At 61.6% G+C, this 24084-nt stretch carries 28 protein-coding genes; 5 read left to right on the forward strand and 23 right to left on the reverse strand.

The genetic code is table 11. The features are described 5' to 3' along the window. On the forward strand, positions 1 to 186 hold a 186-nt coding region (locus tag V8683_RS27325), incomplete at its 5' end, for a BON domain-containing protein (RefSeq protein ID WP_462880701.1). A 175-nt stretch (positions 187 to 361) separates the two neighbouring features. Here the strand turns inward: V8683_RS27325 and V8683_RS27330 are convergent. The 3 genes from V8683_RS27330 to gntR form a co-directional block, all read right to left on the reverse strand. Beyond that, on the reverse strand, positions 362 to 1237 hold the full coding sequence (locus V8683_RS27330; protein ID WP_411193552.1) for a lipid A biosynthesis lauroyl acyltransferase: 876 nt from the start codon (positions 1235 to 1237) through the stop codon (positions 362 to 364). A gap of 224 nt (positions 1238 to 1461) precedes the next feature. Continuing rightward, on the reverse strand, positions 1462 to 1986 hold the full coding sequence (locus V8683_RS27335; protein WP_462880703.1) for an IS1096 element passenger TnpR family protein: 525 nt from the start codon (positions 1984 to 1986) through the stop codon (positions 1462 to 1464). Between the two features lie 33 nt (positions 1987 to 2019). Further along, a complete protein-coding gene (gene gntR, locus V8683_RS27340; protein ID WP_411193548.1) occupies positions 2020 to 3114 on the reverse strand; it encodes an HTH-type transcriptional regulator GntR in 1095 nt (364 codons plus the stop codon). Between the two features lie 150 nt (positions 3115 to 3264). On the opposite strand from gntR, the gene V8683_RS27345 reads away from it, so the two are divergent. Beyond that, positions 3265 to 4554: an ABC transporter substrate-binding protein gene (locus V8683_RS27345; protein WP_411193077.1), complete on the forward strand. Its 1290-nt coding sequence runs from the start codon at positions 3265 to 3267 to the stop codon at positions 4552 to 4554. A gap of 106 nt (positions 4555 to 4660) precedes the next feature. Here the strand turns inward: V8683_RS27345 and V8683_RS27350 are convergent, their stop codons facing one another. Together V8683_RS27350 and V8683_RS27355 are read right to left on the reverse strand one after the other, a co-directional pair. Then, on the reverse strand, positions 4661 to 5719 hold the full coding sequence (locus V8683_RS27350) for an alpha/beta fold hydrolase (RefSeq protein ID WP_411193546.1): 1059 nt from the start codon (positions 5717 to 5719) through the stop codon (positions 4661 to 4663). A 208-nt stretch (positions 5720 to 5927) separates the two neighbouring features. Next, on the reverse strand, positions 5928 to 8300 hold the full coding sequence (locus V8683_RS27355; RefSeq protein ID WP_411193545.1) for a plasma-membrane proton-efflux P-type ATPase: 2373 nt from the start codon (positions 8298 to 8300) through the stop codon (positions 5928 to 5930). Positions 8301 to 8995: 695 nt separating this feature from the next. Here V8683_RS27355 and V8683_RS27360 point away from each other — a divergent pair. Next, positions 8996 to 9517, forward strand: a complete 522-nt coding sequence (locus tag V8683_RS27360) for an IS21 family transposase (RefSeq protein ID WP_411193076.1) — start codon at positions 8996 to 8998, stop codon at positions 9515 to 9517. A 9-nt stretch (positions 9518 to 9526) separates the two neighbouring features. On the opposite strand, the gene V8683_RS27365 is transcribed toward V8683_RS27360, so the two are convergent. Then, entirely contained in the window at positions 9527 to 9799 is a 273-nt protein-coding gene (locus V8683_RS27365) for a hypothetical protein (protein ID WP_411193075.1), read from the reverse strand. 13 nt (positions 9800 to 9812) lie between these two features. Next, the gene (locus tag V8683_RS27370) at positions 9813 to 10166 is read right to left on the reverse strand and encodes an NUDIX hydrolase (protein WP_411193074.1); all 354 of its coding nucleotides are present in this window, start codon (positions 10164 to 10166) and stop codon (positions 9813 to 9815) included. Positions 10167 to 10296: 130 nt separating this feature from the next. On the opposite strand from V8683_RS27370, the gene V8683_RS27375 reads away from it, so the two are divergent. Then, positions 10297 to 10653: a hypothetical protein gene (locus V8683_RS27375; protein WP_156954440.1), complete on the forward strand. Its 357-nt coding sequence runs from the start codon at positions 10297 to 10299 to the stop codon at positions 10651 to 10653. 34 nt (positions 10654 to 10687) lie between these two features. Here V8683_RS27375 and V8683_RS27380 read toward each other — a convergent pair whose 3' ends face one another. From V8683_RS27380 to V8683_RS27455, 16 genes are all read right to left on the reverse strand, one after another. Next, positions 10688 to 11017: a helix-turn-helix domain-containing protein gene (locus V8683_RS27380; protein WP_027796003.1), complete on the reverse strand. Its 330-nt coding sequence runs from the start codon at positions 11015 to 11017 to the stop codon at positions 10688 to 10690. Further along, entirely contained in the window at positions 11001 to 11255 is a 255-nt protein-coding gene (locus tag V8683_RS27385; RefSeq protein WP_027796004.1) for a type II toxin-antitoxin system RelE family toxin, read from the reverse strand. The genes V8683_RS27380 and V8683_RS27385 overlap by 17 nt, the downstream gene beginning before the upstream one ends. Positions 11256 to 11316: 61 nt before the next feature. Then, positions 11317 to 12381 (reverse strand): phage late control D family protein, encoded by a 1065-nt coding sequence (locus V8683_RS27390; protein ID WP_411193073.1) that lies wholly within the window; start codon positions 12379 to 12381, stop codon positions 11317 to 11319. Beyond that, entirely contained in the window at positions 12378 to 12794 is a 417-nt protein-coding gene (locus V8683_RS27395; RefSeq protein WP_411193072.1) for a phage tail protein, read from the reverse strand. The genes V8683_RS27390 and V8683_RS27395 overlap by 4 nt, the downstream gene beginning before the upstream one ends. Positions 12795 to 12813: 19 nt before the next feature. After that, positions 12814 to 15420: a phage tail tape measure protein gene (locus tag V8683_RS27400; protein ID WP_411193071.1), complete on the reverse strand. Its 2607-nt coding sequence runs from the start codon at positions 15418 to 15420 to the stop codon at positions 12814 to 12816. Then, complete coding sequence (locus tag V8683_RS27405) at positions 15413 to 15535, reverse strand: GpE family phage tail protein (RefSeq protein ID WP_411193070.1); 123 nt, start codon at positions 15533 to 15535, stop codon at positions 15413 to 15415. The genes V8683_RS27400 and V8683_RS27405 overlap by 8 nt, the downstream gene beginning before the upstream one ends. A gap of 8 nt (positions 15536 to 15543) precedes the next feature. Further along, on the reverse strand, positions 15544 to 15885 hold the full coding sequence (locus tag V8683_RS27410; RefSeq protein ID WP_411193069.1) for a phage tail assembly protein: 342 nt from the start codon (positions 15883 to 15885) through the stop codon (positions 15544 to 15546). A 28-nt stretch (positions 15886 to 15913) separates the two neighbouring features. Next, positions 15914 to 16423 carry a phage major tail tube protein gene (locus tag V8683_RS27415; RefSeq protein ID WP_411193068.1) on the reverse strand — a complete coding sequence of 170 codons (510 nt, stop codon included), beginning with the start codon at positions 16421 to 16423 and terminating at the stop codon, positions 15914 to 15916. A 27-nt stretch (positions 16424 to 16450) separates the two neighbouring features. Further along, positions 16451 to 17623, reverse strand: coding sequence for a phage tail sheath protein (locus tag V8683_RS27420; protein ID WP_411193067.1), 1173 nt, complete (start codon positions 17621 to 17623; stop codon positions 16451 to 16453). 65 nt (positions 17624 to 17688) lie between these two features. After that, positions 17689 to 18021, reverse strand: a complete 333-nt coding sequence (locus V8683_RS27425; protein WP_411193066.1) for a hypothetical protein — start codon at positions 18019 to 18021, stop codon at positions 17689 to 17691. A 49-nt stretch (positions 18022 to 18070) separates the two neighbouring features. Further along, entirely contained in the window at positions 18071 to 18496 is a 426-nt protein-coding gene (locus V8683_RS27430) for a phage tail assembly chaperone (RefSeq protein ID WP_411193065.1), read from the reverse strand. Between the two features lie 11 nt (positions 18497 to 18507). Beyond that, entirely contained in the window at positions 18508 to 19959 is a 1452-nt protein-coding gene (locus V8683_RS27435; protein WP_411193064.1) for a phage tail protein, read from the reverse strand. An 11-nt stretch (positions 19960 to 19970) separates the two neighbouring features. After that, the gene (locus V8683_RS27440) at positions 19971 to 20525 is read right to left on the reverse strand and encodes a phage tail protein I (protein WP_411193063.1); all 555 of its coding nucleotides are present in this window, start codon (positions 20523 to 20525) and stop codon (positions 19971 to 19973) included. Continuing rightward, positions 20518 to 21438, reverse strand: coding sequence for a baseplate J/gp47 family protein (locus V8683_RS27445; RefSeq protein ID WP_411193062.1), 921 nt, complete (start codon positions 21436 to 21438; stop codon positions 20518 to 20520). The genes V8683_RS27440 and V8683_RS27445 overlap by 8 nt, the downstream gene beginning before the upstream one ends. After that, positions 21435 to 21797: a GPW/gp25 family protein gene (locus tag V8683_RS27450; RefSeq protein WP_411193061.1), complete on the reverse strand. Its 363-nt coding sequence runs from the start codon at positions 21795 to 21797 to the stop codon at positions 21435 to 21437. Before V8683_RS27450 ends, V8683_RS27445 begins: the two co-directional genes overlap by 4 nt. Continuing rightward, on the reverse strand, positions 21794 to 22486 hold the full coding sequence (locus V8683_RS27455; RefSeq protein ID WP_411193060.1) for a phage baseplate assembly protein V: 693 nt from the start codon (positions 22484 to 22486) through the stop codon (positions 21794 to 21796). Before V8683_RS27455 ends, V8683_RS27450 begins: the two co-directional genes overlap by 4 nt. A 286-nt stretch (positions 22487 to 22772) precedes the next feature. Between V8683_RS27455 and V8683_RS27460 the strand changes: the two genes are divergently transcribed. After that, positions 22773 to 24011 carry a hypothetical protein gene (locus V8683_RS27460; protein ID WP_411193059.1) on the forward strand — a complete coding sequence of 413 codons (1239 nt, stop codon included), beginning with the start codon at positions 22773 to 22775 and terminating at the stop codon, positions 24009 to 24011. Positions 24012 to 24084: the final 73 nt, after the last annotated feature.

Consider the following 24084-nt stretch of genomic DNA (forward strand, 5'->3'; position numbering starts at 1 on the left):
CGCGCACTGGCACGTACCAAGGGACTGGATCCGACTCACATCTACGTCAAGGTCGCCAACGGCGTCGTGACGCTCACCGGCAGTTGCGATAGCCAGCAGCAGATGGACCTGGCGGTCGAAGCGGCAAAAAAGGTTGATGGGGTGACTTCGGTAAGCAACGGACTGAGTATCAAAACGCCGGATTAACGCTAACGCTCTCTCGCGGCCGCGTCAGGCAGACACCGACGTCGCCTGACGCCGTGAGACTGCACATCGGGTTCTTGATCGTGTTAGGCGCGAAGGCAAGGATCGTGTCCATCCAAATTGCGGATATCGATGCTTCTCGCCCCTGTCGATCCTCGCCAGACCTCAAATCTTCGTGTCAATACACTCCCGGTACACCTTCGGGTCGATTCTTGAATCGCCTGTGAACCCAATAGTACTGGTCAGGGATTCGATTAATCTGTTGTTCAAGGAATTCGTTCATCGTGCACGCGTCAACCAATTCATCATTCGTGGGATAGTTTGCAAGCGGTTTGAATATGGTTAGCTTGTATCCGCGATATTCGGGAAGCACTTCGGTGACAAACGGCACGACGCGCGCGCCGGTCAGCTTCGCCAGGCGCGAAACCGAGGTCAACGTGCAAGCGGGTACTCCGAACAGAGGCGCGAATACCGAGCCGGTTATGCCATGGTCCATATCTGCGGCCAGCATCACCGGAACTCCGGAACGCAAACTCCTCAGGGCCAGCCTCGCGCCCGTACTGCGCTCGATCATCTCAGCACCGAATCGACCACGTTGTCGCCTGGCGAGTTCGCAGAGGCGAGTATTCGACATTCGGGTGTATAGCGCTGTAACTGGCAGGCGCATGGAGTACCGCATGCAACCGACCTCAATTCCGACAAAATGAAACCCCATGAAAATGGTCGGCGGAGGGTCGGGGTCACCCAGATCGATGCCACTCTCGATCTGCACCAGCCGGTCGATCGTGCGCGCACTGCCGAACCATTGAAAACCGCGCTCCAGGTAGCTACGCGCAACATGGCGGAAGTGCGCAAGCGCGAGCTCATCACGCTCGCACTCGGTTTTCGTGGGAAAACAAAGGCGCAGGTTCACGAGTACCACGTGCTTACGGTGACTCGGCAACCGGTAAAGTGCCGCGCCAAGGGCCGCTCCCACGCTGGCGACCCACCGATAGGGAAGAACGGAGAGGAGCCCTAGCAAACCGATGAGCATCCAATATCCGAGAGTTTTCATGCATTCTTTCACTTGAACGATCATGGGTGATTTTTGTGTTCAGGATGACTGGCGAATGAACAGCCGCTTTGCCGGAAACCGCGTCAACCTGGAGGTATAAGCAGACGACGCTCGTCTCGCGCCGCACGTGCGACCGGACTCATTGCCCAGCGAGCTGGAGCTTGGCAACCGGATTCTTTCGCATAGGGGGTCGAGAATGCAAGCTCGGGCAGATGAAGATCGATTTATTGACAATCGCCACAGGGGGGGGCCGCATGGGCACGCGACAAACGTTGCAACGATACCGGGTTTTTGCCGCGTAGACGACCCAAGATACGGGAAGCCATGACTAGCAGTGTACCCTCGGCAGCACGCAGATCAAACAGTTCGGTGTCGAGGCCGGAGCTGCCCCAGTTTCGGTAATGTTCAGCCTCTTCGCTATGCGGCGGGTTGCATAACGCGTCGAGGAACGATTCGTAACCAGCCGGCCTGGAGCAATCGTTAATTCTGGTGTGCGCGGGCGGGAGGCATGATGAGGCGGCCAGCGCTTGAGAAGTCGGTATGCGTTGACTCACGGGGACGTCGTGCGCAAGCGCGAGGGTCGGCGCGCCGAGGCGAGAGGTTCCCAGATCCAGCAGCATTGTCGTAGCCAGCCGATCTGGTGGGACAGGCCGCCGAGCAGCATGAGCACGCTGACGACCACGATCGGGTAGATGGCGAAGATTTCGGCCGTAGTCGTCAGAGTGATCGGTCTTGGCGAAGTTCGACATGTCGGTCTCGACGACGCCAGGCGCGACCGCAAACTAGGCGCTTTCCCGCGGCGTGAGCATGAACCGCAGATCGACGCAACTCCGCTCGGGCGGATGTCCGTCCAGTATCTGCAGCAACAGTCGCGCGGCCTCGAAGCCGATCGGGTAGCGTGGCGTCGTGATGGTCGTGAGCGACGGCGTCGACCATGCGGAAGGTGGCAGATCGTTAAATCCCGCGATCGCAATCTGGCCTGGCACGGAGATGCCGCGCCGCTGGCACTCGAAGAGTGCGCCGAGTGCAAGGTCGTCGTTGCAGCAGAAAATCGCGTCGCATCCGGGAGCCTGTTCGAGCATCCGCGCGAGCAGCTTCGAGCCGAGCCCGACGCTCGATGGTTCGTCGGTCAGTATCTCGACATCGGGGTCGAGACCCGCCGCGCGCAGCGCGCGGCGAAAGCCGGCGCGACGCTGCATGGTGCGCGGGTCCAGTTGCGCCGCGATGAATCCCGGGTACTGGTAGCCGCGTTCGAGCAGATACTTCGTCAGTGTGAAGCCCGCGCGCTGCTGCGAAAAACCCACCGACCATTCACCGGGAGTCCGGCTCAGATCGTACATATGAACCACGGGCACACGTTTTGCCGCCAGGCGTTGGCAGATTGCTTCGGAGCCGTCTATACCGGTGACGAGAAAGCCGTCGGGTGCGTGCGCGAGGTAGGTCGAAACCAGTTCCGCCTGCTTCTCAGGAGAGTAGTTTGTAATGCCAATTAAAATCTGATAGCCGGCCGGTCCCATGCAATCCTGAATGCCGGCGAGCGTATCGACGAAAACCGCATTCGACAAAGACGGTACCAGCACGGCCACGACGCGTGAGCGCGACGAGGCGAGCGTGCGCGCCGCATGGTTCGGCACGTAGCCGAGTTCCGCGACGGCCGCTTCCACACGGGCACGTGCTTCGGGCGACAACTGCGCTGGATCCTTCAGGGCACGCGATACTGTCATCGTACTGACTTGTGCGAGATCCGCGACGTCGGCGATCGTCGCGCGTCCGCTTTGCCGGCGTCGCGCTGATTCATGGGGTGTCGCGGTCGTGGCGCTGCGCGGGCTCTGGAGCGTTCCGGGCTGCCGTGCTGCGCGAGTCGGTTTGTCTTTCATCATGCGAGTATCGCCTCGCCTATGCCGGAAGGGAAGCCCGGGAAAGCGCGGGATTGAAGCAGGGTTCATCCGGATAGGGCAGAGTGATCTGTTAGCGCTAACATCCGCGTCATGCAACATGAAAGCACGACGATACAAGGAGACAGCCAGATGCGAACCCAACGAGGCAACCTGCCAAAGCCGGCCAGCCGGACTGCGAAAGTCACCGCCTGCTCGCTCGGCGTTGCGGCGCTCCTCGCCGCCGGGGCGGCGCGCTCCGCGGAGGTCGAGGTGCTGCACTACTGGACCTCCGGCGGCGAAGCAAAATCGGCACAGGTCCTCAAGCAGATGCTTGAAGAAAAGGGCGATACCTGGAAGGACTTCGCGGTGGCCGGCGGTGGCGGAGGAAACGCGATGACCGCGCTCAAGACGCGCGTGATCGCCGGCAACCCGCCCGCGGCAGCCCAGATCAAGGGGCCCGCCATTCAGGAGTGGGGCGACGAAGGCGTGCTGGTTTCGATCGACGACGTAGCGAAACGCGAAGGCTGGGACAAGCTGATTCCCCCGCAGATTGCGGGCATCATGAAGTACAAGGGGCAATATGTGGCGGCGCCGGTCAACGTGCATCGCGTCAACTGGCTGTGGATCAATGCCGACGCGCTGAAGAAGGTGAACGCACAGCCGCCCGCCACGTGGGACGAGTTCTTCAGGATAGCTGACGCACTACAGAAAGCGGGCATCACGCCGGTCGCGATCGGTGGCCAGCCATGGCAGGAAGCCGAAACCTTCGAGACCGTGGCGCTCGGTGTGGGCGGCGCGGCCTTTTACAGGAAAGCCTTCGTGCAACTCGATCAGGCGACCCTCAAGGGGCCGACCATGGTCAAGGCGCTCGAAACGTTCAAGAAGATCAAGGCCTACACCGACAAGGGGCAGACGGGGCGCGACTGGAATCTGGCGACCGGCATGGTGATCTCCGGCAAGGCGGCGATGCAGTTCATGGGGGACTGGGCCAAGGGCGAGTTCAGCGTGGCCGGGAAGGTGCCGGGCAAGGATTATCTGTGCGTGCCGGGTCCCGGCTCGCAAAACGCCTATACGTTCAACGTCGACAGCTTCGCGTTCTTCAAGGTCAAGAGCGCGGATGTCGAGAAGGGACAGAAGGATCTCGCGAGCCTGCTTCTTAGCCCGAAGTTTCAGGAGATCTTCAACCTCAATAAAGGTTCGATTCCGGTGCGGCAAGGCATGGATCTGTCGAAGTTCGACGCCTGTGCGCAGCGTTCGGCCGCCGACTTCACCAGCGCGCAGGCGAAGGGAACGCTCGTGCCGTCGTGGGCGCACGACATGGTCGATACGCCGGCGGTGGAAGGTGCCTTTTACGATGTGCTCGGCAACTTCTGGAACGACGACAACGAAAGTGCGCAGGAAGCCGCGGACAAGCTCGCCGTTGCGGCGAAGACTCGCTGAAGTGGCGGCACGGAACGGCCTGGATGACAGGTCTTTCCGTGACCACGGCCATGCGGTTCGTCAGGATGGGCGATCTGCGTGGCGAAAATCGCAACGCCGCGCCGTATCAAACGCTGCCGGCAAGCCAGGCCGCGATTTCCGGCCACGTTCCGGCAAGCGTGCGCGAGCCCATGAACAAGCCGATATGCCCGCCCGGAACCGTTCGGCTGACGATTTGCCCGTCAGGGGTGCCCAGATACTTTCGCGCGTCGAGTACCTGCTCGGGCGTCGTGATGTCGTCGGATTCGCCCGCGAGAAGATAGACGGGACAGGTGATGGTTTTCAGGCTGAGCTTGCGTCCCAGCGCGACAAACGTGCCTTTCGCGAGGCGGTTTTCCTTGAACAGTTGCTCGATCGCCTGCAGATACCAGCGCCCCGGCAGATCGATCGGATTCTCGTACCAGCGGGCGAACGCTTCCTCCTTGCGCACGTAGGCAGGATCGTCGACATGTTCGTACAGGTCGACGAATTCGCCGAGGTAGTGCTGATCGGGATGCATGTTCTTCCAGCCGCGCAACATCAAGCGTCCGCGCATCAGACCGCCGCCCATGGCGACGAGCTCTTCGTAGAACGACAACGGCGAATCGTGCGCCATTCTCCTGATCGGACCGTCACCGGCGTCGGTATCGATCGGCGAGCCTGCCAGCACGAGCCGCGCGACCTTATGCGGGAAGCGCGCCGCGAACATGGCCGACAGCCAGCCGCCCTGGCACAGGCCCACCAGATTGACCCGACCGCCGACCTCGTCGACACAGACATTCAATTCTGCGAGGTACTGGTCGATCTCGAGATCCTTCATGTCGTCCGTGGCCGATTTCCAGTCGGTCAGGTAGAGATGCCCGACACCGTGCGTGCGTAACGTTTCCATCAGGCTTTGACCCGCATGGAAGTCAGCGATCATCGCGCTGTGGCCCGCGTAGGGGGCATCGACGATGGTCGGCAACCCGACCGCGCCTTCGACCGAGTAATCGCGGAACGTCATCGTACGCAGTTCGAGCAGCGGTCGATTGCTGGACGCGAGTTTGGGATGCAGCTCGAAGTGCAGCTTTTCCTCTTCGGCGAAGGCGCGCAGGCCGCGAGCCGAAAGCTCCATGCCGGTCTCCGCCATGGCGACGGCGGCGGCCATGGGCCAGAAGAACGGCAGGGCAGGGGTCACGTGCTTTGCGGTGTTCGTCTTTTTCGATTTCGTCATGATGTTTCCATCAGCAGTTGCGTGGGTTCTTCGTGTGGAAGGCAAGAGGACGCGTTTGTCGTGATCCATTGTGGTACAGGTCAGCGCGGATCGCATGACTTCGATCAATTTATTCGGGAGCCGCCAGGCTGTTGCAACGAGGTCAGGTGAGGTCGAAGCGCCGGAACACGATGCGCTTGATCTGGTCGAGTACGAGTGCGAATGCGACGACGCTTCCGATCAGGACTCCGATCAATTTTGGCGATACCGCAACCATCAGCACTCCCGTTGCGGCCAGCGCGCTCACGAGCACGATGTCCGCGATACTGGCCAGTGCCATGACGGCACCCGGGGCGAACGTCCAGATTCGCCCGTCGTTGCGTAGCACATACACGTTGGCCTGGGTCGTGAATACCAGCAGCAGGAACACCACCGTCTGCATCTGCCCGGAATCGGCTCCAGAGCGCGTCCGCACCAGTTCGTAGAGCGACAGTGAGAAAACGAGGGAAACCGAGGCGAGCACGGCCGCGGCCCCGACAAGTTGCCCAACCCGCCAGTGTTGTGGCCGGGCCGCCGGTTGGACCCGATCGGCGGCGATGCTCATGGTCACGAAGTCGTTCGCGAACAACAACAGCACGATCAGGCGTGGCGAGATCACAAAGCCTTTGGTGAGCCAGAGGCCGAGCGTAAGGAAAACGACGATCTCGAGGGTCTTGACGACCTTGTTGAGAATATAGGTCAGCATGCGCCGGTGCACTTCACGCCCCGTGCTGACCACCGTCAGGACTCCACTCAGGCCCGGATCGGTCAGAACAACCCCCGCCGCAGCTTTGGCCACGTCGGTTGCGCTGGCGACCGCGATCCCGAGTTCCGCCTGGCGCAAGGCAGGCGCATCGTTGACTCCGTCGCCGGTCATGCCCGTGACATGTCCGGACCGCTGCAGCGCGCAGACGATGGCGTGCTTTTCTTCGGGCAGCACACGCGCGAAGATGTCGCAGCTTTCGGGATGTCGAAGGTCGTCACCGCGCGGGACACAGATGCGTGTGCCGAGTCCGAGTCGCTGGCCGATTGCCTGCGCTGTCTCCAGTGCGTCACCGGTGGCCATGCACACGCGAACGCCGAGCCGGCCGAGCTTCGCAATCAGTTCGGCCGCATCTGCCCGAGGGGGATCGGCGAGGGCAATGAGGCCCGTGAGCCGGATCGCCCCCGCCGGACCGGCTGCGATTGCCAGCACGCGCGCACCGCCGGCGGCCAGAATCCGCTCGGCTTTCTGTGCTGCCTCGCGCTCCGCTTCCCCGGTTTCGCAGCGCTCGAACACGGCGCCCGCCGCGCCTTTGATCGCATGCCACTGGCCGCCGTCGACGGTGTAGATGCCTTCGCTGAACCGCGTTGCTGGATCGAAGGGATGATAGTCGGCACGGACAGGCTGGGAGGTGTCCTGGGGGCGCGTGCGCCAGGCTGCGAGAATCGCAAGATCGAGGGGATCCTGCGATGCGTCGTCGCTGGCGAGTGCCGCCGCCCGCAGCACTTCCGTCTCGTCGGTTGCCGCCAACGTCCGGATCCCGGTGACCGACAGCACGTTTTGTGTCAATGTGCCGGTCTTGTCCGAGAGCAAAGTGTCCATTGCGGCGGCTTCCTCCACCGCAGGGAGCCTGGTGACGAGAACGCCCCGGCGGGCGAGCCGAGTACTGGCGACGGCTGTGGCCAGCGTATACGTCGCCGGCAACGCTACCGGTACCGAGGCAATGAGCAGCAACAGGGCGAACACGGCGGTGTCGGCCCATGGCAGATCATGGGTTGCGGCGTAGAGGACGACCAGCACGACGAGCGCGAGGTCGAATGCGACAAGGCGCTTGACGATGGAGAAGATCGTGCGCTGCATGTGGCTGGGTGCGCTGGACGTGCGTACCAGTTCTGCCGTCCGGCCGAAACAGGTTCGCGAACCGGTCGCGGTGACTTCACCGCTGGCTTCGCCTTGACGTACGATCGAACCCGTATAGGCAGGCTGCCCAGGGCCCGCGTCGACCGCGAGGGATTCGCCGGTCAATGCTGACTGATCAAGCGCCACCATTCCATCGAACAGCACGAGATCGGCGGGCACGATGTCGCCTGCCCTTACGTGCACCACGTCTCCGGGGACCAGTTGGGCTGCGGGCAAGCGACTCCAGTGCGCGTCACGCAGTACCCGGGCGCTAACCTGCAACTGATGCCGCAGAAGCATCAGGGCATCCTGCGCGCGGCGCTCCTGAACGAAAGCGACGAAGGCGTTGAAAGCAAGCAGAAACAGGATGACCAGCGCCTCCTGGGTCCGGCCAAGCAGGATCTGCAGAAGGATGACCGCCTCGAGCATCCATGGCACCGGTCCCCAGAGCTTCCCGGCAAGTTGCCGCCATCGCGGTGTGCGGGCTTCTTCGATGGCGTTGGCGCCGAACTGTTGAAGGCGACACCCGGCCTCCGCCGACGCGAGTCCCGTCGTATGATCGGTCGTTGAAGGCGGTTGTGTTGTTGTTGCCTGAGGTTCGGCGATAATCGGCATTGGCGGCAGGCTACGGATCAGGGGAGTGAGGACGACTTCTGCGTCGCGCACACGCACCACAGCCTTGGTGGGTGCGTCGGTGTCAGGCGATGCCGTGAGGTGCGGTATCCATCCGTTCGCCGTGGCTGCAACGCCGTGGACTTCAAAGAGAGTACCGTTGAAGCGAGCCCGAGCATTGATCTAGCTCAAAACGGTGTATTGCGTACGACATACCAACGGCATAGCTGTACTGCTCGCCATTCTGTAATTCTTGCGGGCACTCTGATGCAGATTCCGCGAACCAGACGTTTGCAGCGGGTGAGCCGTCTCGCACCGTTTGTGATAAGTGCGCCTATTGTGTCGCCGAGGTATTGCGTCGGGAAGCCACCGGTTTCGGTGAGCCACCATGTATCAACGATGACCGCTTCGCCTTTGCCCACAACGCTGTGATACCACTTCCAGACTTCGGATCGATGGGCTCGCCGACGGTCGTCATATGCTTGAAGTGGTAGTTGTACCTCGATGGTTCGTCGGGACCGCTGCATACCCGAACACGACATTTCTATAAAGCTACTACAACAGAAAATTCGATAAATTATGTTATGTAAAGTCTCGGAAGCTAGTCCGAACAGAATGTAGTTATTTCGACAGCATTGAGTTAACTATTTGTAATAATACTTACAAAAATATAACGGTTAGCCTCAACTGCACTGCCCATGAATGCTGTAGCACCCCGTCACGGCGAGTTGTCCGATTTCCTCGCGCTCTCAAACGGCCTGTCAATCGCGCGTATCGCTGATGTTCTCCGCTGCTGCACGCGAACCGTCCGGAACTATCTCGCCGGTCGTTCGCCGATCCCGTGGCACCGAATCGAGCTGATGCGTTTGCTCGTGCGCGAGGCGGCCGCGGCATCCTCCCAAGCCCAGACACAGCCTGAGCTCGACGAAACCGGCGTCACCGCCAACATCGAGCCCGATCCCGATGCGCCTGACGTGCCGCCGGCGGAAATGCTGGCGTGGGTCGGCGTCCACGCTCCGCATTACCTGTCGAGTCAGCGCAGCTTCGAGCAATATGTCCGGGGATGGCGAGTCGTCGAAAAAATCCGCCGCGCGAAACTCGAAGGCTCATTTGCCGACGTGCTGGCTCGCTGGCGAGTGCTCGCCGTCGAGCTGCCAAAGGCTTGGCGATCCGGCCGCCTCTGGCGCGACCTGGGACCACCCGCTTACCACAAGGCCTAAACCAGCAGGCTAATTGGCATCGGAACCAAAGAGGTCGTCGACGATCTTGCGCGCCGCGCTGTACCCGCCCATCAGCGCATCGGACTCGGTGGCGAATGGACGGCCGGCGACCTCACCGAATCGCAATGGCGAAAATGCGGCAACTGTCGCTCCCGCACGAAATATTCTCACTACCGCGACGAATCCCGAATCGGTCGGCCGGGGTTGGGGCGCCCGCGTCTTGAAATTCGCTTCGGTAGTGACTTCAAGCGTATAGCCGTGGTATTCGTAACTGCGCATCATCTCGGGGCTTGATTCATTTCAAAAGTCGAACGATTTCGTGCGTCGGCACGCTTGCCGCGAGCGTCAAGATTTTCGCAGGTTTAAACCAGCGACATTGCACGATCTCGTTTTGTGGTTCTGGTCTCGTGTCTCGCGGGAGTTCGGCGAAAAACACATGATGACGCTTGCTGAGGCCGCCGAACTGGAACAGATAGGCCAGCGCATGACCGGTAATTGTTGTCTCTTCCTCAAGTTCCCGGTAAGCGGCCTCAAGCGGCGATTCTGAACGCTTGATCGTACCACCCGGCAAGGACCAACGCGATCGCCCCCGTGCGACAAGCAGCACCTTGTCGCGTTGAAAGCACACGATGGTCGCCCTTTCTCTCATCCCGTTCCCTGCTCCCGTTCGGTGCCCTATCCTTTAATCAGGCATGGTCCCTTGGCACAGGACTTTAGCCTTCGGCCGACCCTGCTCCGATGTCGTCGCTGGGCGTCTGCAACTCAGGGAGAGAACACAGATGAAAACCCGGTCCTCATGCAACATATGGCTGCCCATCGGAGGCTTCGCGGTGGCTTGCTTGCTTTCCGTTCCTACACTTGTCCTCGCCCTGGCGTGGCTGAGTATTGGCGTCTGTGCGATCGGCTACCGCTCGCTTGATACCTTCCCTGTCGAGGGGTTCTCAGTCAAATGGTTGTGCGGGCGACGTCGCGCCTGCCTTTGGTTTCATCACCTGCTCTACTGGCCGCGCCACATCGAGCCAGGGCTACAGGAAATCGCCACCCGCACCGCCAAACACGTCGCCGAAAGCTGCACGCGCTCACGCAGCAAATCGCGGTCCTCCGCGGACTTACCGTCCGGCAACCGCGAACGATGACGGCCTGCGAACGCTGTCTTGCGAGCGGCTGTCGTCAGAAATCTAGTTGCGCGGCCGTGATGCCAAGCGCGGCCGCAATCTTCTCACGCGACGATTTCCGCAGGCGTGCACTCGCCTCCTGCTGCGCGTAAGCCGATTGGCTCACGCCAAGGCGTGCCGCGACTTCAGCCTGAGTCAGACCAAGGTGTTCCCGCCATGCCCGCGCCGGCGGCACGTCATCAGCCAGTGTCCGACGCACAACATCATGCGGGATCAGGTCGCTGTCGCGCGCGTGCTGCGCCACATAGTCCGCATATGGGATGACAACAAAGGCCGGCTTGCCGTCCGGTCCCATAATTGTTTGAATGTTAGTAGGTGCGTTCATCGCGTTTCCTCACTTCCTGAATGTCGACGATCTTGATTGCCCCATCCCAGTCGAACAAGACCCGGTAGTTCCCTACCCTCAAACGGTAGCCGTATTCGTGATTGATGAGCGCCTTCACGTTCGAAACATCGGGCATCGTTGCGAGACCTTCTACGGCATCAAGAATCTGCAGTCGCACGGGGCGGTCGAGCTTGCGCGCCTGCTTCGCGGCCTTGGGGCTCCAGTTGATCTTGTTCATCGACTCCAGTATAAGCCAAATATAAGTTATTACAACCGACGATGCCCGCTTTTTATAAGGTTCAGGCTGGGCGCCGGAAATGCGACCGGTGCCTGTCGGTCGTCGGGTCGTCACGCACTTCGAGCTCGAGCGCGGTTGTGAACCCGCCGTCGCCGAGCGTGTGCGTCGCCTTCTTTACGAGCCAGGGCGTTTCGTCGATTTCGGGTTTGAAGCCGGAAACTGTCACGGGCAGCTCGGGGAATATCCCGGCCTGCCCGCGTGCGAGCGTGTAGTCGAGCGTGGCCTGGCTGCGCTGCGTGCGGGCCAGCTCGGCTTCGGCGGCCGCGCGTGCTTCGGCTTCGTTCGGGTAGTCCTCGGGCAATACCTTGACGTTGTGATTGTTGTTGCCGCCGACGACGACCGATTTGCGCCTGCCCTGCCCGTTCGAATGGTAGTGCGCGCGCACAGCCGCATAGCTCTCGCGTTGTGAGACGTGGTAACGGTGCTGGTCGCCGCTTTTGCGCGTGATGTTCAGCACGTCGAACGCCCTGCCGCTCACCGTCTTGCCGGTGCCGATCGGCGTGAACAGAAGGCGCAGGTCTTTCACGTTCATCACGGCATCGTACCGGCGCGCGAGGCGCGTCAGAAACGACATGTCGCTTTCCTGCGTCTGGTCGATATGAGCGATCGCAATCTGTGCGAGTGCATCGGCGACGGCCGGCTTGAGCGAGTGCCGGCCGGCGATCGCGTTCACGATCGCGCCGAGCGTCTGCGCGTGCCAGCTCTGTTCCCGCCGCTCGTGCATGGCTTCGGTCATCGAGGCCGATCGCGCGCGGATCGTGATGATATCGGGCGCCCCGCTGTGCTCCACTTCGTCAACCGTGAATGTTCCCTTGTCGACAAGGGGCTCGCCCACCCATCCGAGTGCAACCTTGATATCGGCGCCGCGCTTCGGAATCGCGAACGTGTTTTTCGAGTCGTCGAGAACAATGTCGAGCGTGTCGGCTTCGTCGGCGCGCGATTCTGAAAGTGACAGGCTGATGAGGTACGGCGCCATTGCGCCCGACAGATCGCGACCGTCGAGCGTTACGCGGTAGTCGGCCTGCGGTTGCACGCGGCCGGCGCGCGAGTGGTCAATATCCGTCATTTCACGGCCCGCTCGTTGACGGCAGAAAGCGCGTCATCGTCGACGCGCTTGAGGGTCAGCGTGAATTCAATCTTGCGCGCGACGCCTTCGGCCGTGTGGTACGTCTGCGTTTCGTCCAGGCCTTCGATGACATAGGCGCCGTACACGTTGCCGACTCCATCCACGAGCACATACGCGTCGCCCGTGTCGCCCATGTCGGCGAGCTGCTTGATCGAGGCGCGCGAGCCGATCGACTCGCCCTGCGCGACGGTTCCATTGAGGGTGATCGAGTCGTCTCCGGGGCCGGTGTACTGGCTCGCGTCACGGGCGCCCACGCGCGAGCTGGTTCGGTGCTTCCAGTTACGGCGACGCTGCAGCTCGCGAAAAGGTGCCGTCGCGAGACTGAAAACGAATTGATCGAGGGCCATCATCATGAGCCGCTCTCCTCCAGGTTCAATGATCGGACAGGCTGGAAACCCGGCGCGAACGTTGCGCGCGCTCGCGGCGGTCCAGCTCGGCCGCGACGGCACGCGCGATCGCCTGCGGATCGGCGCCGGCCTGCGGGTAAATGTTGATGATGGGCGCCCCCGCGCTGCTCGCGCCGGCCGCCTGCGCCGCCGGCGAAGCGACAACAGGCGGCCGGGTGTCGATCGGTACGGTCGGACGCACGAGCGGGACCGTCGCGGCGCTTGCGCCGGTGCCGAATGCGGGTGCGCCGAAAGCCGTCGTCGCGACGGTCGCCATCGCGACGGCGGCCCTGGCGACGCGCCCCTGCTCGCCTTCCATGCCGATTGCGGCGCCCTGCGCGACGAACCCGCCCAGCTCGGCGAAAACCCGGCTCGGGCTGTGAATGCCGAGCTTTTCCTTGAACCATCCGACCGTCGAGCTGGCGACGTTCACGATCGCATCCTTGACCGTGCCGAGGCCGTTCGTGATGCCGTTCACGAGCCCCGAAATCAGGTGTGTACCGAACTCGGCGAACTGCGCCGGCAGCGTGGCAAACCATGCCATTCCGCCCGCGAATGCGCCGCGAATGCCGTCCCACGCCCACAAGGCGCCGGCGCGAATCCGGTCCCAATACGTGTAAATCAGGTACGCGCCGCCGGCGATGACTGCGACGGCCGCGGTGATCGCGAGGCCGATCGGATTCATGAGCATCGCGCGGCTGGCGAACATTGCCGCGGTGCCGAACATGCGGAATGCGCTCGCGCCGAGTCCGAGGCCGCGCGCGAGCAAACCGCCCTGCATGCCGAGCGTTTGCATGCTGAATTTCACGATGGCCATTGGGCCGAGCACGCCGGCGAGCGCAATCGTCAGCGTGCCGACGACGACAAGAATCGCCGCGAGTGCCGCAAGTACCGTGAGCATCACTTTCGCGGCCGTGCCGTGTTCCTTCATGAACCCGACGACTTTCGAGGTTGCGGTCGCCGTCGCCTGCAGCGCCGAGTTGTAGAGCGGTGAAATCTTCTCGCCGATTTCGAGCTTGAGGTCGCGCAGCTGCGTGAGCGCGGCAATCTCGCGGCCCTGTGTGAGCTGTTCGCCCTTCGCGGCCGCATCGTCGATCCCATCGGCGCCGGCATTCAGGCGCTCGTTTTTGTGAATCTGGTCACGCTGCATGTACATCGTCGTGAACAGGTTCGCGGCCGTCCGGTTGGTAAAGATCGTCGAGATCATGTCCTTTACCTTGTCCGGGTCAGTGATGCCCTTCGCCGCGAGCTTCGGGAGCAGCACCTTTTCGAGCCATTCGAGCGGCGACGCCTTGAGCTGGTCGCCGCCGGCAAGTGCGCCCGGTTTGACCTGCTTGATCGTGCCGATCTTCGTGTATTCGACCATCTTCGGATCGAGCAGGCCGAGCGCCATCATCTGTTTCGCGGCCCGTACCGTGGTTTTGCCCTGGTACGCGTTGCTATATGCGGACATCAGGCCCGTGCCTACGGCGTGGCCGCCCATCTCCTGAATCAGCGGCTCCATCTGGTAGTAAAAGGCATCCTTGCGCATCTGCTTGGCCGCGACGCCGCCCGTCTGGATGAAATCGCGCCACTGGTCGCCGCCGACACGGCCGCCGGTCGCCGTGATGACTTTCTGCACCATGTTCGCTTCGTCCTTGAACGTTGCTTCGTTCTTCGTGCCGCCGCGCAGCTCGATCACCTTCAGCATGTTCATGAACTTTTCTTCGTTCGCGTGTGCGTCCTCGGCGCCATACATCGAATCGTTGGCGAACTTCATTTTCGAGAGCGTGGGCATCACCATCTGGGCGTGATGCTCGTCGGCGAAGATGCTCAGGGCGTCGCGCATCATGAGCACGTTGTCGGTCGTCGCGACGCCGTACTGCTTCATCGCGCGGGCGTACTTCACGGCATCGGCCGACGCGTGATCGCCGAGGCCGAGCGCCTTGATCCGCATCGCCTCGCGCTCGAACTCCTTCGACTCGTCGAGCGATTCGCGCAGGTCGCCGAAAATGTGCGTGCCGGTCGAGCGCGCCGCGTAGCCGCCTACGGCCATACCGGCGGCGACGCCCTGCATTTTCTCCATGCTCCTGCGCGCGGCCGCGACGCGCTTCTCGCGCTCGCCGATCGCTTCGAGCTTCGCCATCTGGTCTTTCATGGTCGCCGTCGTGGCCGCGATGTTGCCGCGCAGGTCGCGCTCGTGCTGCGACAGGTTGCGCGTGTTCACGCCGGCGGTCGCGAGCTGGTCGCGCAGCTCGCGCACGCGCGTCGATTGCCGCCCGTGTTCGGTGGTGAGGCGCGTGGCCTCCTGCTTTGCCTTCTCGAAATCGGCCGCCATCTGGCGCGACGGGTTCGAGGTCGAGCGCATCGAGGCGGCCAGTTCGCCCACGCGGCCGCGCGCCGCGTTGAGCTGCGTGGCGGTCGCGGCGAGCCCCTTGCGCACCTCGCGGAACTCGCCGACGGTCTTCTGCGTCTTGCCCATCTCGGTCAGCTCGCGCCGCGTTTCCTTGAGCGAGCTCGCGAGCCCCTTGTTACCGGCGAGGATGTTTTTCAGGGGCTTCGTCAGGTTGTCGATCGCGTCGAACATGACGCGAAGCTTCAGGGCGTTATCCATCGTTTCCGGTTCCGCTTCTCACGCGCGCACGCTCGCGCCAGTCCATCAGTTCAGCCAGGCCGAAACCGTCCATCAGCGGCGGTTCCCATCCGAAAACCGTCGCGATATCGGCCATCGCATCTTCTACGCGGTCAGGGAGGCCATGCTCGCCTTCACGGCCTTCGGCATCAAAAAACCGGCGAAGATACCCCCCAGCTGCACGAGGTCGGCGGGGTCGAGCTGGGCGACATCGTGCTCAGTGAGCGTCGGCGAGCTGATACGCGGCAGCACCTTCGAGAGCGCCGACACGTCGAGGCTCACAAGGTCGGAGAGCGAGACGCCGCGCAGCTCGCCCGATTGCGGCTTGCGCAGCGTGATTTCGGTGATCGTCTGCTTGCCGCGCACGATCGGCGTGTCGAGCGTGAGCGTGTTCGGGTCAGCAGCGGGCGGCGTGGAAACTGCATCGGTTTCGTTCGTGTTTTTCATGGTATCCAGCTATGGGAGGTTGTGACCGTTAGAGGCCGATCGCCGTGCGAAGCGTCTGCATCAGGTCGGTGCCGTTGATGTTCTCGATCATGTTCACGAAGTCGATTTCAATGATCGTTTCGCCGTTCACGGTCAGCTTGTAGTAGCTCGCCACGGTCGTCACCTTGAACGCAGTGTCTTCCTTCGCCTTCGCCGTGCCGGGGTCGATTTCCATGTGGCGGCCGCGCACGACGACTTCGATCGCATCGATTGAGGCCGAGTCTTCGGCCTGATAGCCGCCGGCGAAGCGCAGCAGCACGCCGTCGTGCTTGAGCGTGCCGTAAGACTGCAGGACCGATTTCAGGAAGCCGGCGGCGGTCCATTCCATCTGGATACCCTCCTGGCCGAAATCGATCTTGATCGGGCCGCTCATGCCGCCGCCCTGATAGGCCTCCATCTTGCGGGTCAGCTTCGGCAGCGCCACTTCGGCGACCTTGCCGGCGAAGTTTTCGCCGTTGTGAAAGAGGTTGAACCCCTTCAGTTTGCTCGGGAGAGCCATCGAATTTTCTCCTGTGTTGGGCCGTCGTTATGCCGTGACGCGCGAGGCGAAGTCGGCGAGGTAGCGGTCGGTGATGCGCTGGCGCAGCATCAGGTTTTCGAGTGGCGGCACGGGCGTATAGTCGTAGTCGATGTACGCCTTGCCGGACTTCAGCACGTCCTGCGTGTTCGGCTCCGAATCCCACCACGAGCTACCTCCGACCAAATAGCCGTTACTCGTCTGCTCGCGAAACCATCGGTTGATACCTTCGATGACGTCGCGCGGCAGCGAGGGATTCAGCGGCCCGTCGACGACGGGCATTTGAGCGTCGGCGATCGAGTCGGCGATAACCTGCGCGGTGCGCGTGTAGTTCTCGAACATGAACAGCGGATCGTCGGAACAGGTGCGCGAGCCCCAGAAGCGATAGCCGTCGCGGTTGATGAGGGTCGTTACGTCCGCTTCGTTGAGATAGCCCGCGTCCGTCGCCGGATCCTGCAGATCCCAGAAAACGTCCTGGCTGATGCCCGTTACGCCGTTCACGCCGACATTCGAAATCGTCTTGTGCCAGCCCGTATCGTTGTCGATCTTCGCGCGCAGGCCGAGGGCGTAGGCCGTCGACGGCACTTCGACCGTTTCGCTGGTCGCTTCATCCCATGCGAGGAAATTCGGCCAGATCACCATCACTTCGCGCTGGCTGAACTGCTTGCGGTACGTGGTGGCCTCTTCCTTCGTCTTGCAGCCGTAGGCGTACACGTAGGCGAAGGCGCGCAGCGATTGCGCGGTGCTGGCGAGCGCGGTTGCGACGGCCTGTGAATCGAGGTTCGGCGCACCGATGATGCGGGGCTTGACGCCGACCTTCGCCTGCGCCGTGAGCAGGGCCTTCATGCCGGTGTATTTGCCGTCAGCGGTCACGGTGCCGATCACGTTGCTCGTAGTCTCCGCATCGTCCTTGCCTTCCGCGACGCGCACGACAACCGTGATCGGCTTCGTCTGCTTGCCGATGCCGTCGAGCGTCTTGTACAGCGTGCCCTTCGTGCCGGCCTTGCCGAGCGCCGACACGACGTTCGTGATCAGCACGGGCGTATCGAGCGGGAACGTCGCCGCGTCGGCATCCTCGGCCGTGCAGACGATACCGACGATCGCGGTCGATACCGAACGGATCGGGCGCGTCCCTTCGTTGACTTCGGTGACGCGTACCCCGTGGTGGTAGTCCTGCGGCATGTTTTGTACTCCTAAGGTGAGAGGAAACGGGATGTACCCGGTTTCAGGTCGAACTGCAGGTCGAATTACAGGTCGAGCACTTCGGCGCCGGCGAACGCGTAGCGGTCGGCGCCGAATTGCGTGACAACCGGATTGACCGTCACGTCATCCGGCGCCGGCGCGGCCAGCGCTGCCTCTGCGAAATCGAAGGCGTTCTGCCCGTTCGCCGGGATGCCGTCGAGCTGGATCGAAACCTGTGCGAGCGGGTTGAGGCCCTGCTTGAGTGCGTCCTCGCTGTAGAAGCACGAGACGACGGCAAACGTCAAGTTGGTGAGCTTGTTGAGCGTGACGTTATCGACACGGTGAACCGTTGCCGGTGCGCCGTTCAATGCGACGAGAATCTGCTTTCTGAGTGCCATGTTTTGAGGTTCCGTTTCAGGGATAGATGGATTGATGTGTCAAGCGGAACTAGATCAGCGGGCCGGGCGCCTCTGGCCACTCAACATCAATCGGGAAACCCGGATGCTCCGTAATGTCCCGTAGCGCCTGCCGGTACGCTTGCCATTGCGCGGCCTGCGCCTTGACCGGATCGGGTGCATCCGGCGGGACGATCACCCGCGCATCGGTCAGCCGGAGCATGTTGTCGCGCACGCGCCGCATGACGATGCCGCGGACCTCGGTCCGGTTATCGCGGAAGTGCCGGGTCACAGCCAGCATGTCGGGTTGCGGGACCGTCGCGCTGTACCAGGCCGCGATCGCCGGCTCGCCGGTCTGCTTGCCTGATGCGTCGACGGGATGCCCGACGCAGAAGTCGACGCCGGATTGCACGCCGAGCATGTGCGTCAACGTTGCAGCCAGCAGGTCGTGAGAAAACCGCTTGCAACTGATGCCCATAGAGGCCCCCTTTAGTTGTTGCGCAGAACAATGCCGCGCATGTGCCAGTAGCCGCCGGGGTCAAGAAACTGCCCGACCATGACGTAGGGCGACGGGCAATCCTGACGCTGGTTTGCGCCAGTGAATGCGGCGCCTTCCCATGCCCCGGAATTCCACTGGCAATTCGCATTGCGGTCGGCCTTGCCGGCGTTCAGGTTGTCGCGCCACGCGTAGAGGTCGCCGATCACGTCGCTGATCCACTGGCCGCGGAACGGCATGTAGATGTTGCCGTCGTTGTTGAACTGCGCCCCGCCCGCCTGGAAGCCGCCGTTGCTATACAGGCGGCCGCTGTTGTCGAACCACGCCGTGACGGCGCTGTAGCCGTTGTTGATGACTTCGAGGCCGCCCCCGTTGCGGGCGCGGATATACGTCCACCATCCATCCCCGGAGCGCATGCCGAAGTCGCCCTGGCTCCCGGTCGGCGCGATGGAAAGCCGGGACGTCATCGTGTCACCGCTCCTGTTCACCTTGGCGCTGACCTGGCCATTGGTCGCGTCGCGGTCGGCGGTCGTCGCATAGTTCGCGGGGTTGAGGTTGGCGGTATCCCACGGCGTAGCCCCGTTGAACACAGGGCGCTGGTTGAACGATGCGACCTGCGAGGCACGCGAAACTGTCAGGACACTTACCTGTGTTCCGTCGTCTTTCCAGGCACCGAGGAAGAATTCACCGCCGGCGTTGTTGCCCGTTTCGGCGGTGTCACGCTTGCCCAGCATCCAGCGCGTTTTGCCGTTGTTGGACAGATACAGCGCGCTCAGGCCTGCGCCGCCGTCGATGGTCGAGCTGGCCTGTTTCACGCCGCCCGCGACCTGCAACGTGTTCGTACCGTCGTCGGCGGTCGTGGCGATCAATACGCGCCCGCTGAGCTTCGGCGAATTCTTCGGCGCGTATCGCGTGGCCGCCTTCTTCGGCGTCACAGCGCGCGCGTCATCGGTGCCAGCATCGACTTCGGCCTGCGTGGCGAGCTCGATCACGCCCTGTATGTCCTCGCCCGCCGGTGGATTCAGGAACGAAGCGGACGGAAAGGACAGCGCCGCGGCATCGATCGATGCGAACTGAACGTCGACGGAAAGCAGCAGCTGCGCCGCCGGCGACTTCTCCATGATCGGGCCGTCTGCAGCCTGCTGGCTGTAGTACGCAGCAAGCGTGCCGTCTTCGAGATAGAACCCGAAGCCCCAAAGCGTGTACTGCTCGGCGGTGCTGTCCTGCAGCGTGACGTGAATCGTGTCGGCATCGATGTTCTGCCCGCCGAACGTGTCGATACGCTTGAGCTCGTTCGGGAGCGCGGTCAGCTTCCTGTTCGACGCGTCAAAGGCGGCATTGCACAGGCCGATCTTTGTGACCTTGTGGGCGTTCGTTCCGGTGTTGCCCGAGGCGACGAGCGCCGCGCGAAAGGCGTCTGAAATCGTGATGAGGGTTCCGGCCATGGTCAGATTCGTCAGATATCCGAGAGGGTGAGGCGGCGATACAGGGCGGGCCGTGCGGCGGCCGCGACGCCAAAGCGCCCCTGCATCGAATAGCCCTGCGTGAACGTGTAATGCGCGCGGACGGGCTTCGTGCGTTCGATTTCCGCGATGATGTCGGCGACGTATTCGGCCGTTGCGGGCTCACCGTTGCGCGCGGTGACAGTCATCACAATGTCGAACGTGCCGGGCGTGCCGCGAGGCGTCATCTCGAACCACTCGCGCAGCACGAGGTTGGCGCCAAATGTGGCGACGACTTCGCGTACGGCCGCCGCGGTGCCCTTCCTGCGTGCGATTGGGATCGCCTTCCTGACGCGATCGCGCTTCACGCTTTCGGGCCAGTAGTCTTTCCACGTATCGACGCCGAGGTGCCACGCGAGCCACGGCAGCAGATCGAGCCGGATGGTTGCCGGGTTCATGAGCAAGCGCAGCGGCACGTCGATATCGCTGATCGCCGCGTTCGTCGCGGCGAGGTTGCGCTCGTGCCGGCTCGCGTTCGGCGGGAGCAGTGAGGTCGTGCGACTACTCATTGCTGTACACCCCGCCGTCGATCAGGCTGATATCCGTGCAGAAAGGCGCCTGTTGCTTGGTCGACGGCATATCCGCCGCGGGGGTACGCAGAATGACCTTCTGCACGCCGGGCTGACGCGCGGCCGCAAAGATGCCGTCTCGCGTAATTTCCATGCCGAGCCGGTGCATGTCGTCGGTGTACTTTTTCACGGCCTTGTTTGCCTGCGCGAGCACGACAGAACGATCGGGGCCAGCGAAGAAAATGAGCGTCGCGTCGACGGCGTAACCATTGATTTGCGCTCCCTGCACGAGCACTTCGTCGGTGAGCGGGCGCACGTCGTCTTTCGAAAGCGCGTCGCGCACGGCTTCTAGAATACCGTCGCCGTCCTGCACGGAGCCGTCGCCGATGCGCGAAAGCACGGTAACGAGCACCTGACACGGCGACGGGCTCATGGCCGTTGCATCGAGCACGCGGCCATCAGCATCGCGCGCGTGCTTGATGTACGCGCTCTCAGGGCCGGCGACAGACAGACTCGACGGCGCGAGCTGCGTGCGATAGCGCAGGTCGCTGTCGCTTTCCATGACGGCCACGATACCGTGTACCGGATCGGCCGGCGTGATCGTCAGACGCTCCAGATCGAAGAACGCGGCGAGCTGTTCGAGGTCGCCGTTTTCTGCATAGGCCAGCATGACGGCGCGCGCCGCGTCGTTCACACGCTGACGAAGCACAACCTCGCGGTACGCGTTCTCCTGCAGGAGCTTCACCATCGGCTCCGATTCGAGCTCAAGCGTCGCCGCGACTTCGGTCTGTTCTTCGGCCGGATAGAGCGACACGAGCCGCGCCTTACGTTGCGCGAGCAGCGTCTCGTAGTCGATCAACTCGACGATATCGGGAACCGGGAGTTGCGAAAGGTCGATCGGCGTCGCGCTCACGCTGCGGCCCCGTTTGCGATTGGGACGCTTGCCTTGACCGTCTCTCCGGTCTCGGTGGTCGCGCCTTCAATGTCGACGACCTGCACGCCCTGCCCTGCATCGTCGGTGTCGGTTGCGAGCTGGACGCGCGTGAGCGTCAGGCGCGGTTCCCATCGCATAAGCGCGGTCGCGATCGCCGCATACACGCGGGTGCGCGTCGCGCCATTGTTCGGGGCGTCGATCAGGTCGGGAATGTCCGAGCCAAACGTGCGGCGCTTGACGCGCGAGGCGAGCGGTGTCGACAGGATTTGTCCGATCGACTGATACAGGTGATCGAGCCCGCTGATCGCGCGGCCCGTCGTGACGTTCAGGCCTTTCATTGTGGTTCGCTCACGAGTTGACCGTCGCCCTGCTCGCGGTGCGTGTGTTTCGGCAGGCTGATGCCTTGCGATTTCACTTCGCCCGTAAAGTCGGCCGCGCCGTTGATCTTCATGGTCGCGCCGCCGCCTTCGCCGCCCGTGCCCGTCATGCCGGATTCGAACGCAAACGGGCCTTTAACCGTGAGCGATTTCGTCACGGTTGCGTCGCCGTCGAGCGTGATCGTCTCGGCCTGTACGGTCGCCTGTTTGGTTTGCACGTTCACGGCGCCCGGTGCGACGATCAGCACGGTCGCGCCGGCCGGCAGCGTCGCTTTGAGGGCGTGTGCTGCATGGTCGTATTCGAGCTCGGCGCCGTCCGGGTAACGGCGCAGGTGCTTGTCGGGGCTGGTGCTCGGCGGCGGCGTGTCGTCGGCATTCAGGCCAGCGACGGCGACGCCCTGGGCGGGGTCGCCCATCGGACACAGAAGCAGAACCCTTTCGCCTTTCGTGAGCGGGTTCCATTCGCGGGTTGTGCCGGCGCGCAGCGCGAGAAACGGAATCCAGTTCGTTGTGAGTCCGGGATTGTCGGTGTCGGCAGGGTCGCCAACGGATACCCGGCACGTCGGCGGGTTGCTCGTGAGGTCAACGTCGATCACAGATCCTTTGCGGATCAGGTTGACGATGAGGCGGCGGGTTTCGTTGGCATCCATACCGCCCATGTTGCCGGCCGCGCGTGCGCGGGGCGAGCAGCGGCATGCGTTACCGGTCCGGGTACAAAAGCCCTGCGCAGATTTCCGGAGAAAGGCCGCTTACCGATCCGCTTCAGTTCCCCGCTTGGTCGATGGCCTGCTCAGGAGCGGGAAGCTGCACGTTCAGTCCGGCGGACAGTGTATTCATACTGAGTCGTGCCGCGGATATTGCCCAGTGGTAAGCTGGCGCTCGCAGGCCAAGAACAATTTCGAGGACGAGCTTTATAACTACCGAACCAGAACAGCAATGAGCCCACAGTCGATTATGAGCGCAGCTCACATCGTGAAAGGTATATCTACAGCACTGGGCATAGTTGGTGGTTTGCTTGGGGCATATACCTTTATTGATACGTATGTGCTGCGGTTCAAGCCAAAATTTGTTATTGGCGACCGCATCTATCTTGTGTACAAGAAAAACAAGGCCGACTATACGTATCTATCGTCGCTTGTTATTCAGTTCGATATTTTTAACCACAGAAATAAGCTTGGCCGCGTAGAGGATATTTTTCTAAAAATTTATGATTCTCGGATGCTAGAGGCATCCGTATTGGATTTGTTTCCAATCGCAAATTTGGAAGAGATGCCCATAAGCAGAGAGGATGTTATATCGGTAAAGCGCCTCCCGCCTGCACCCTTTGCGGTTCCAAACAAATCTTCTAAGACCATAGTTCTAGAAATGGCGCAAGAGAAATTACACCACGGCGCGATCAGCCCCAGCGCATATTTGAATTTGGAGGCATTTTACAAAAACCCGGTGGGCAAATGGAAGAAATTTGCGAAATTGTCTCTTTATGCAGGGTTCGAGGAAAGCTCGACGCATGGAGATGCGACTGTGCATAATTTTTCGCTGATAGATCGATTTTCGGAAAGAGAGAGGCTAAAGCGAAAGCGCATAAGGCTGAAAATCACTTCTTATAAGGGAATCGCGGGGTTTTATCTTTCCCTCTGGATGCACAAATCATATCGATTTGTGATATCGAAGTTTGCAGTGCTGCCAAAAGGTATTCGTTATTTGCTATCAATGGGGGTTGCATTGTGGGGAAATATTATTTCCGAATATATTGAGTGGCCGATTGCGAGAAGCAAAACATCAAAAAAACGCCCTCTAAATATTTCCATTGGCAATGCGATTCATGCCAAGCAAACAATTTTATTTTTAACAAAAATTGGCGTTAGCTTAGAGCGAAAGGTTGCCAAATTAAATAAACACGAAACACCCGAAAGGAAGATAGTCATTACCGCAGAGGCCAAGGAGATTGTGGTTAAGAGGGGCGATGTTCGGATAAAAATATATATCGGCGGAGATGGATTTATAGGTATTCACAAATCAATTCCAAATTCTGAAAAAGTGGAAATGATATTTACAATCAAAATCAAACAATTCCCATTCCGCAGATTTATTTGGAGCCTTAGCGAAAAGCCCGTTTTTTCGTCAACCGTCGCAACGAGAGTTCTCGATTATCTCGCTTTGCTCACGTTGCGGTAAGCGTCGGACGTCATTTTAGACGTTGAATCACGTGGCGGACGCTCAGTTGTTCGCCGTGGATTGACCGGTCTTG

The organism is Paraburkholderia sp. AV2, assembly GCF_054968425.1.

What these genes read in the sequence shown, in the direction of transcription:
- V8683_RS27330 (WP_411193552.1), bottom strand. Translation starts at nt 1,237, where the DNA reads ATGAAAACTCTCGGATATTGGATGCTCATCGGTTTGCTAGGGCTCCTC.
- V8683_RS27335 (WP_462880703.1), bottom strand. Translation starts at nt 1,986, where the DNA reads ATGTCGAACTTCGCCAAGACCGATCACTCTGACGACTACGGCCGAAAT.
- gntR (WP_411193548.1), bottom strand. Translation starts at nt 3,114, where the DNA reads ATGAAAGACAAACCGACTCGCGCAGCACGGCAGCCCGGAACGCTCCAG.
- V8683_RS27345 (WP_411193077.1), top strand. Translation starts at nt 3,265, where the DNA reads ATGCGAACCCAACGAGGCAACCTGCCAAAGCCGGCCAGCCGGACTGCG.
- V8683_RS27350 (WP_411193546.1), bottom strand. Translation starts at nt 5,719, where the DNA reads ATGGCCGCCGCCGTCGCCATGGCGGAGACCGGCATGGAGCTTTCGGCT.
- V8683_RS27355 (WP_411193545.1), bottom strand. Translation starts at nt 8,300, where the DNA reads ATGCCGATTATCGCCGAACCTCAGGCAACAACAACACAACCGCCTTCA.
- V8683_RS27360 (WP_411193076.1), top strand. Translation starts at nt 8,996, where the DNA reads ATGAATGCTGTAGCACCCCGTCACGGCGAGTTGTCCGATTTCCTCGCG.
- V8683_RS27365 (WP_411193075.1), bottom strand. Translation starts at nt 9,799, where the DNA reads ATGATGCGCAGTTACGAATACCACGGCTATACGCTTGAAGTCACTACC.
- V8683_RS27370 (WP_411193074.1), bottom strand. Translation starts at nt 10,166, where the DNA reads ATGAGAGAAAGGGCGACCATCGTGTGCTTTCAACGCGACAAGGTGCTG.
- V8683_RS27375 (WP_156954440.1), top strand. Translation starts at nt 10,297, where the DNA reads ATGAAAACCCGGTCCTCATGCAACATATGGCTGCCCATCGGAGGCTTC.
- V8683_RS27380 (WP_027796003.1), bottom strand. Translation starts at nt 11,017, where the DNA reads ATGAACGCACCTACTAACATTCAAACAATTATGGGACCGGACGGCAAG.
- V8683_RS27385 (WP_027796004.1), bottom strand. Translation starts at nt 11,255, where the DNA reads ATGAACAAGATCAACTGGAGCCCCAAGGCCGCGAAGCAGGCGCGCAAG.
- V8683_RS27390 (WP_411193073.1), bottom strand. Translation starts at nt 12,381, where the DNA reads ATGACGGATATTGACCACTCGCGCGCCGGCCGCGTGCAACCGCAGGCC.
- V8683_RS27395 (WP_411193072.1), bottom strand. Translation starts at nt 12,794, where the DNA reads ATGATGATGGCCCTCGATCAATTCGTTTTCAGTCTCGCGACGGCACCT.
- V8683_RS27400 (WP_411193071.1), bottom strand. Translation starts at nt 15,420, where the DNA reads ATGGATAACGCCCTGAAGCTTCGCGTCATGTTCGACGCGATCGACAAC.
- V8683_RS27405 (WP_411193070.1), bottom strand. Translation starts at nt 15,535, where the DNA reads ATGGCCGATATCGCGACGGTTTTCGGATGGGAACCGCCGCTGATGGAC.
- V8683_RS27410 (WP_411193069.1), bottom strand. Translation starts at nt 15,885, where the DNA reads ATGAAAAACACGAACGAAACCGATGCAGTTTCCACGCCGCCCGCTGCT.
- V8683_RS27415 (WP_411193068.1), bottom strand. Translation starts at nt 16,423, where the DNA reads ATGGCTCTCCCGAGCAAACTGAAGGGGTTCAACCTCTTTCACAACGGC.
- V8683_RS27420 (WP_411193067.1), bottom strand. Translation starts at nt 17,623, where the DNA reads ATGCCGCAGGACTACCACCACGGGGTACGCGTCACCGAAGTCAACGAA.
- V8683_RS27425 (WP_411193066.1), bottom strand. Translation starts at nt 18,021, where the DNA reads ATGGCACTCAGAAAGCAGATTCTCGTCGCATTGAACGGCGCACCGGCA.
- V8683_RS27430 (WP_411193065.1), bottom strand. Translation starts at nt 18,496, where the DNA reads ATGGGCATCAGTTGCAAGCGGTTTTCTCACGACCTGCTGGCTGCAACG.
- V8683_RS27435 (WP_411193064.1), bottom strand. Translation starts at nt 19,959, where the DNA reads ATGGCCGGAACCCTCATCACGATTTCAGACGCCTTTCGCGCGGCGCTC.
- V8683_RS27440 (WP_411193063.1), bottom strand. Translation starts at nt 20,525, where the DNA reads ATGAGTAGTCGCACGACCTCACTGCTCCCGCCGAACGCGAGCCGGCAC.
- V8683_RS27450 (WP_411193061.1), bottom strand. Translation starts at nt 21,797, where the DNA reads ATGAAAGGCCTGAACGTCACGACGGGCCGCGCGATCAGCGGGCTCGAT.
- V8683_RS27455 (WP_411193060.1), bottom strand. Translation starts at nt 22,486, where the DNA reads ATGGATGCCAACGAAACCCGCCGCCTCATCGTCAACCTGATCCGCAAA.
- V8683_RS27460 (WP_411193059.1), top strand. Translation starts at nt 22,773, where the DNA reads ATGAGCCCACAGTCGATTATGAGCGCAGCTCACATCGTGAAAGGTATA.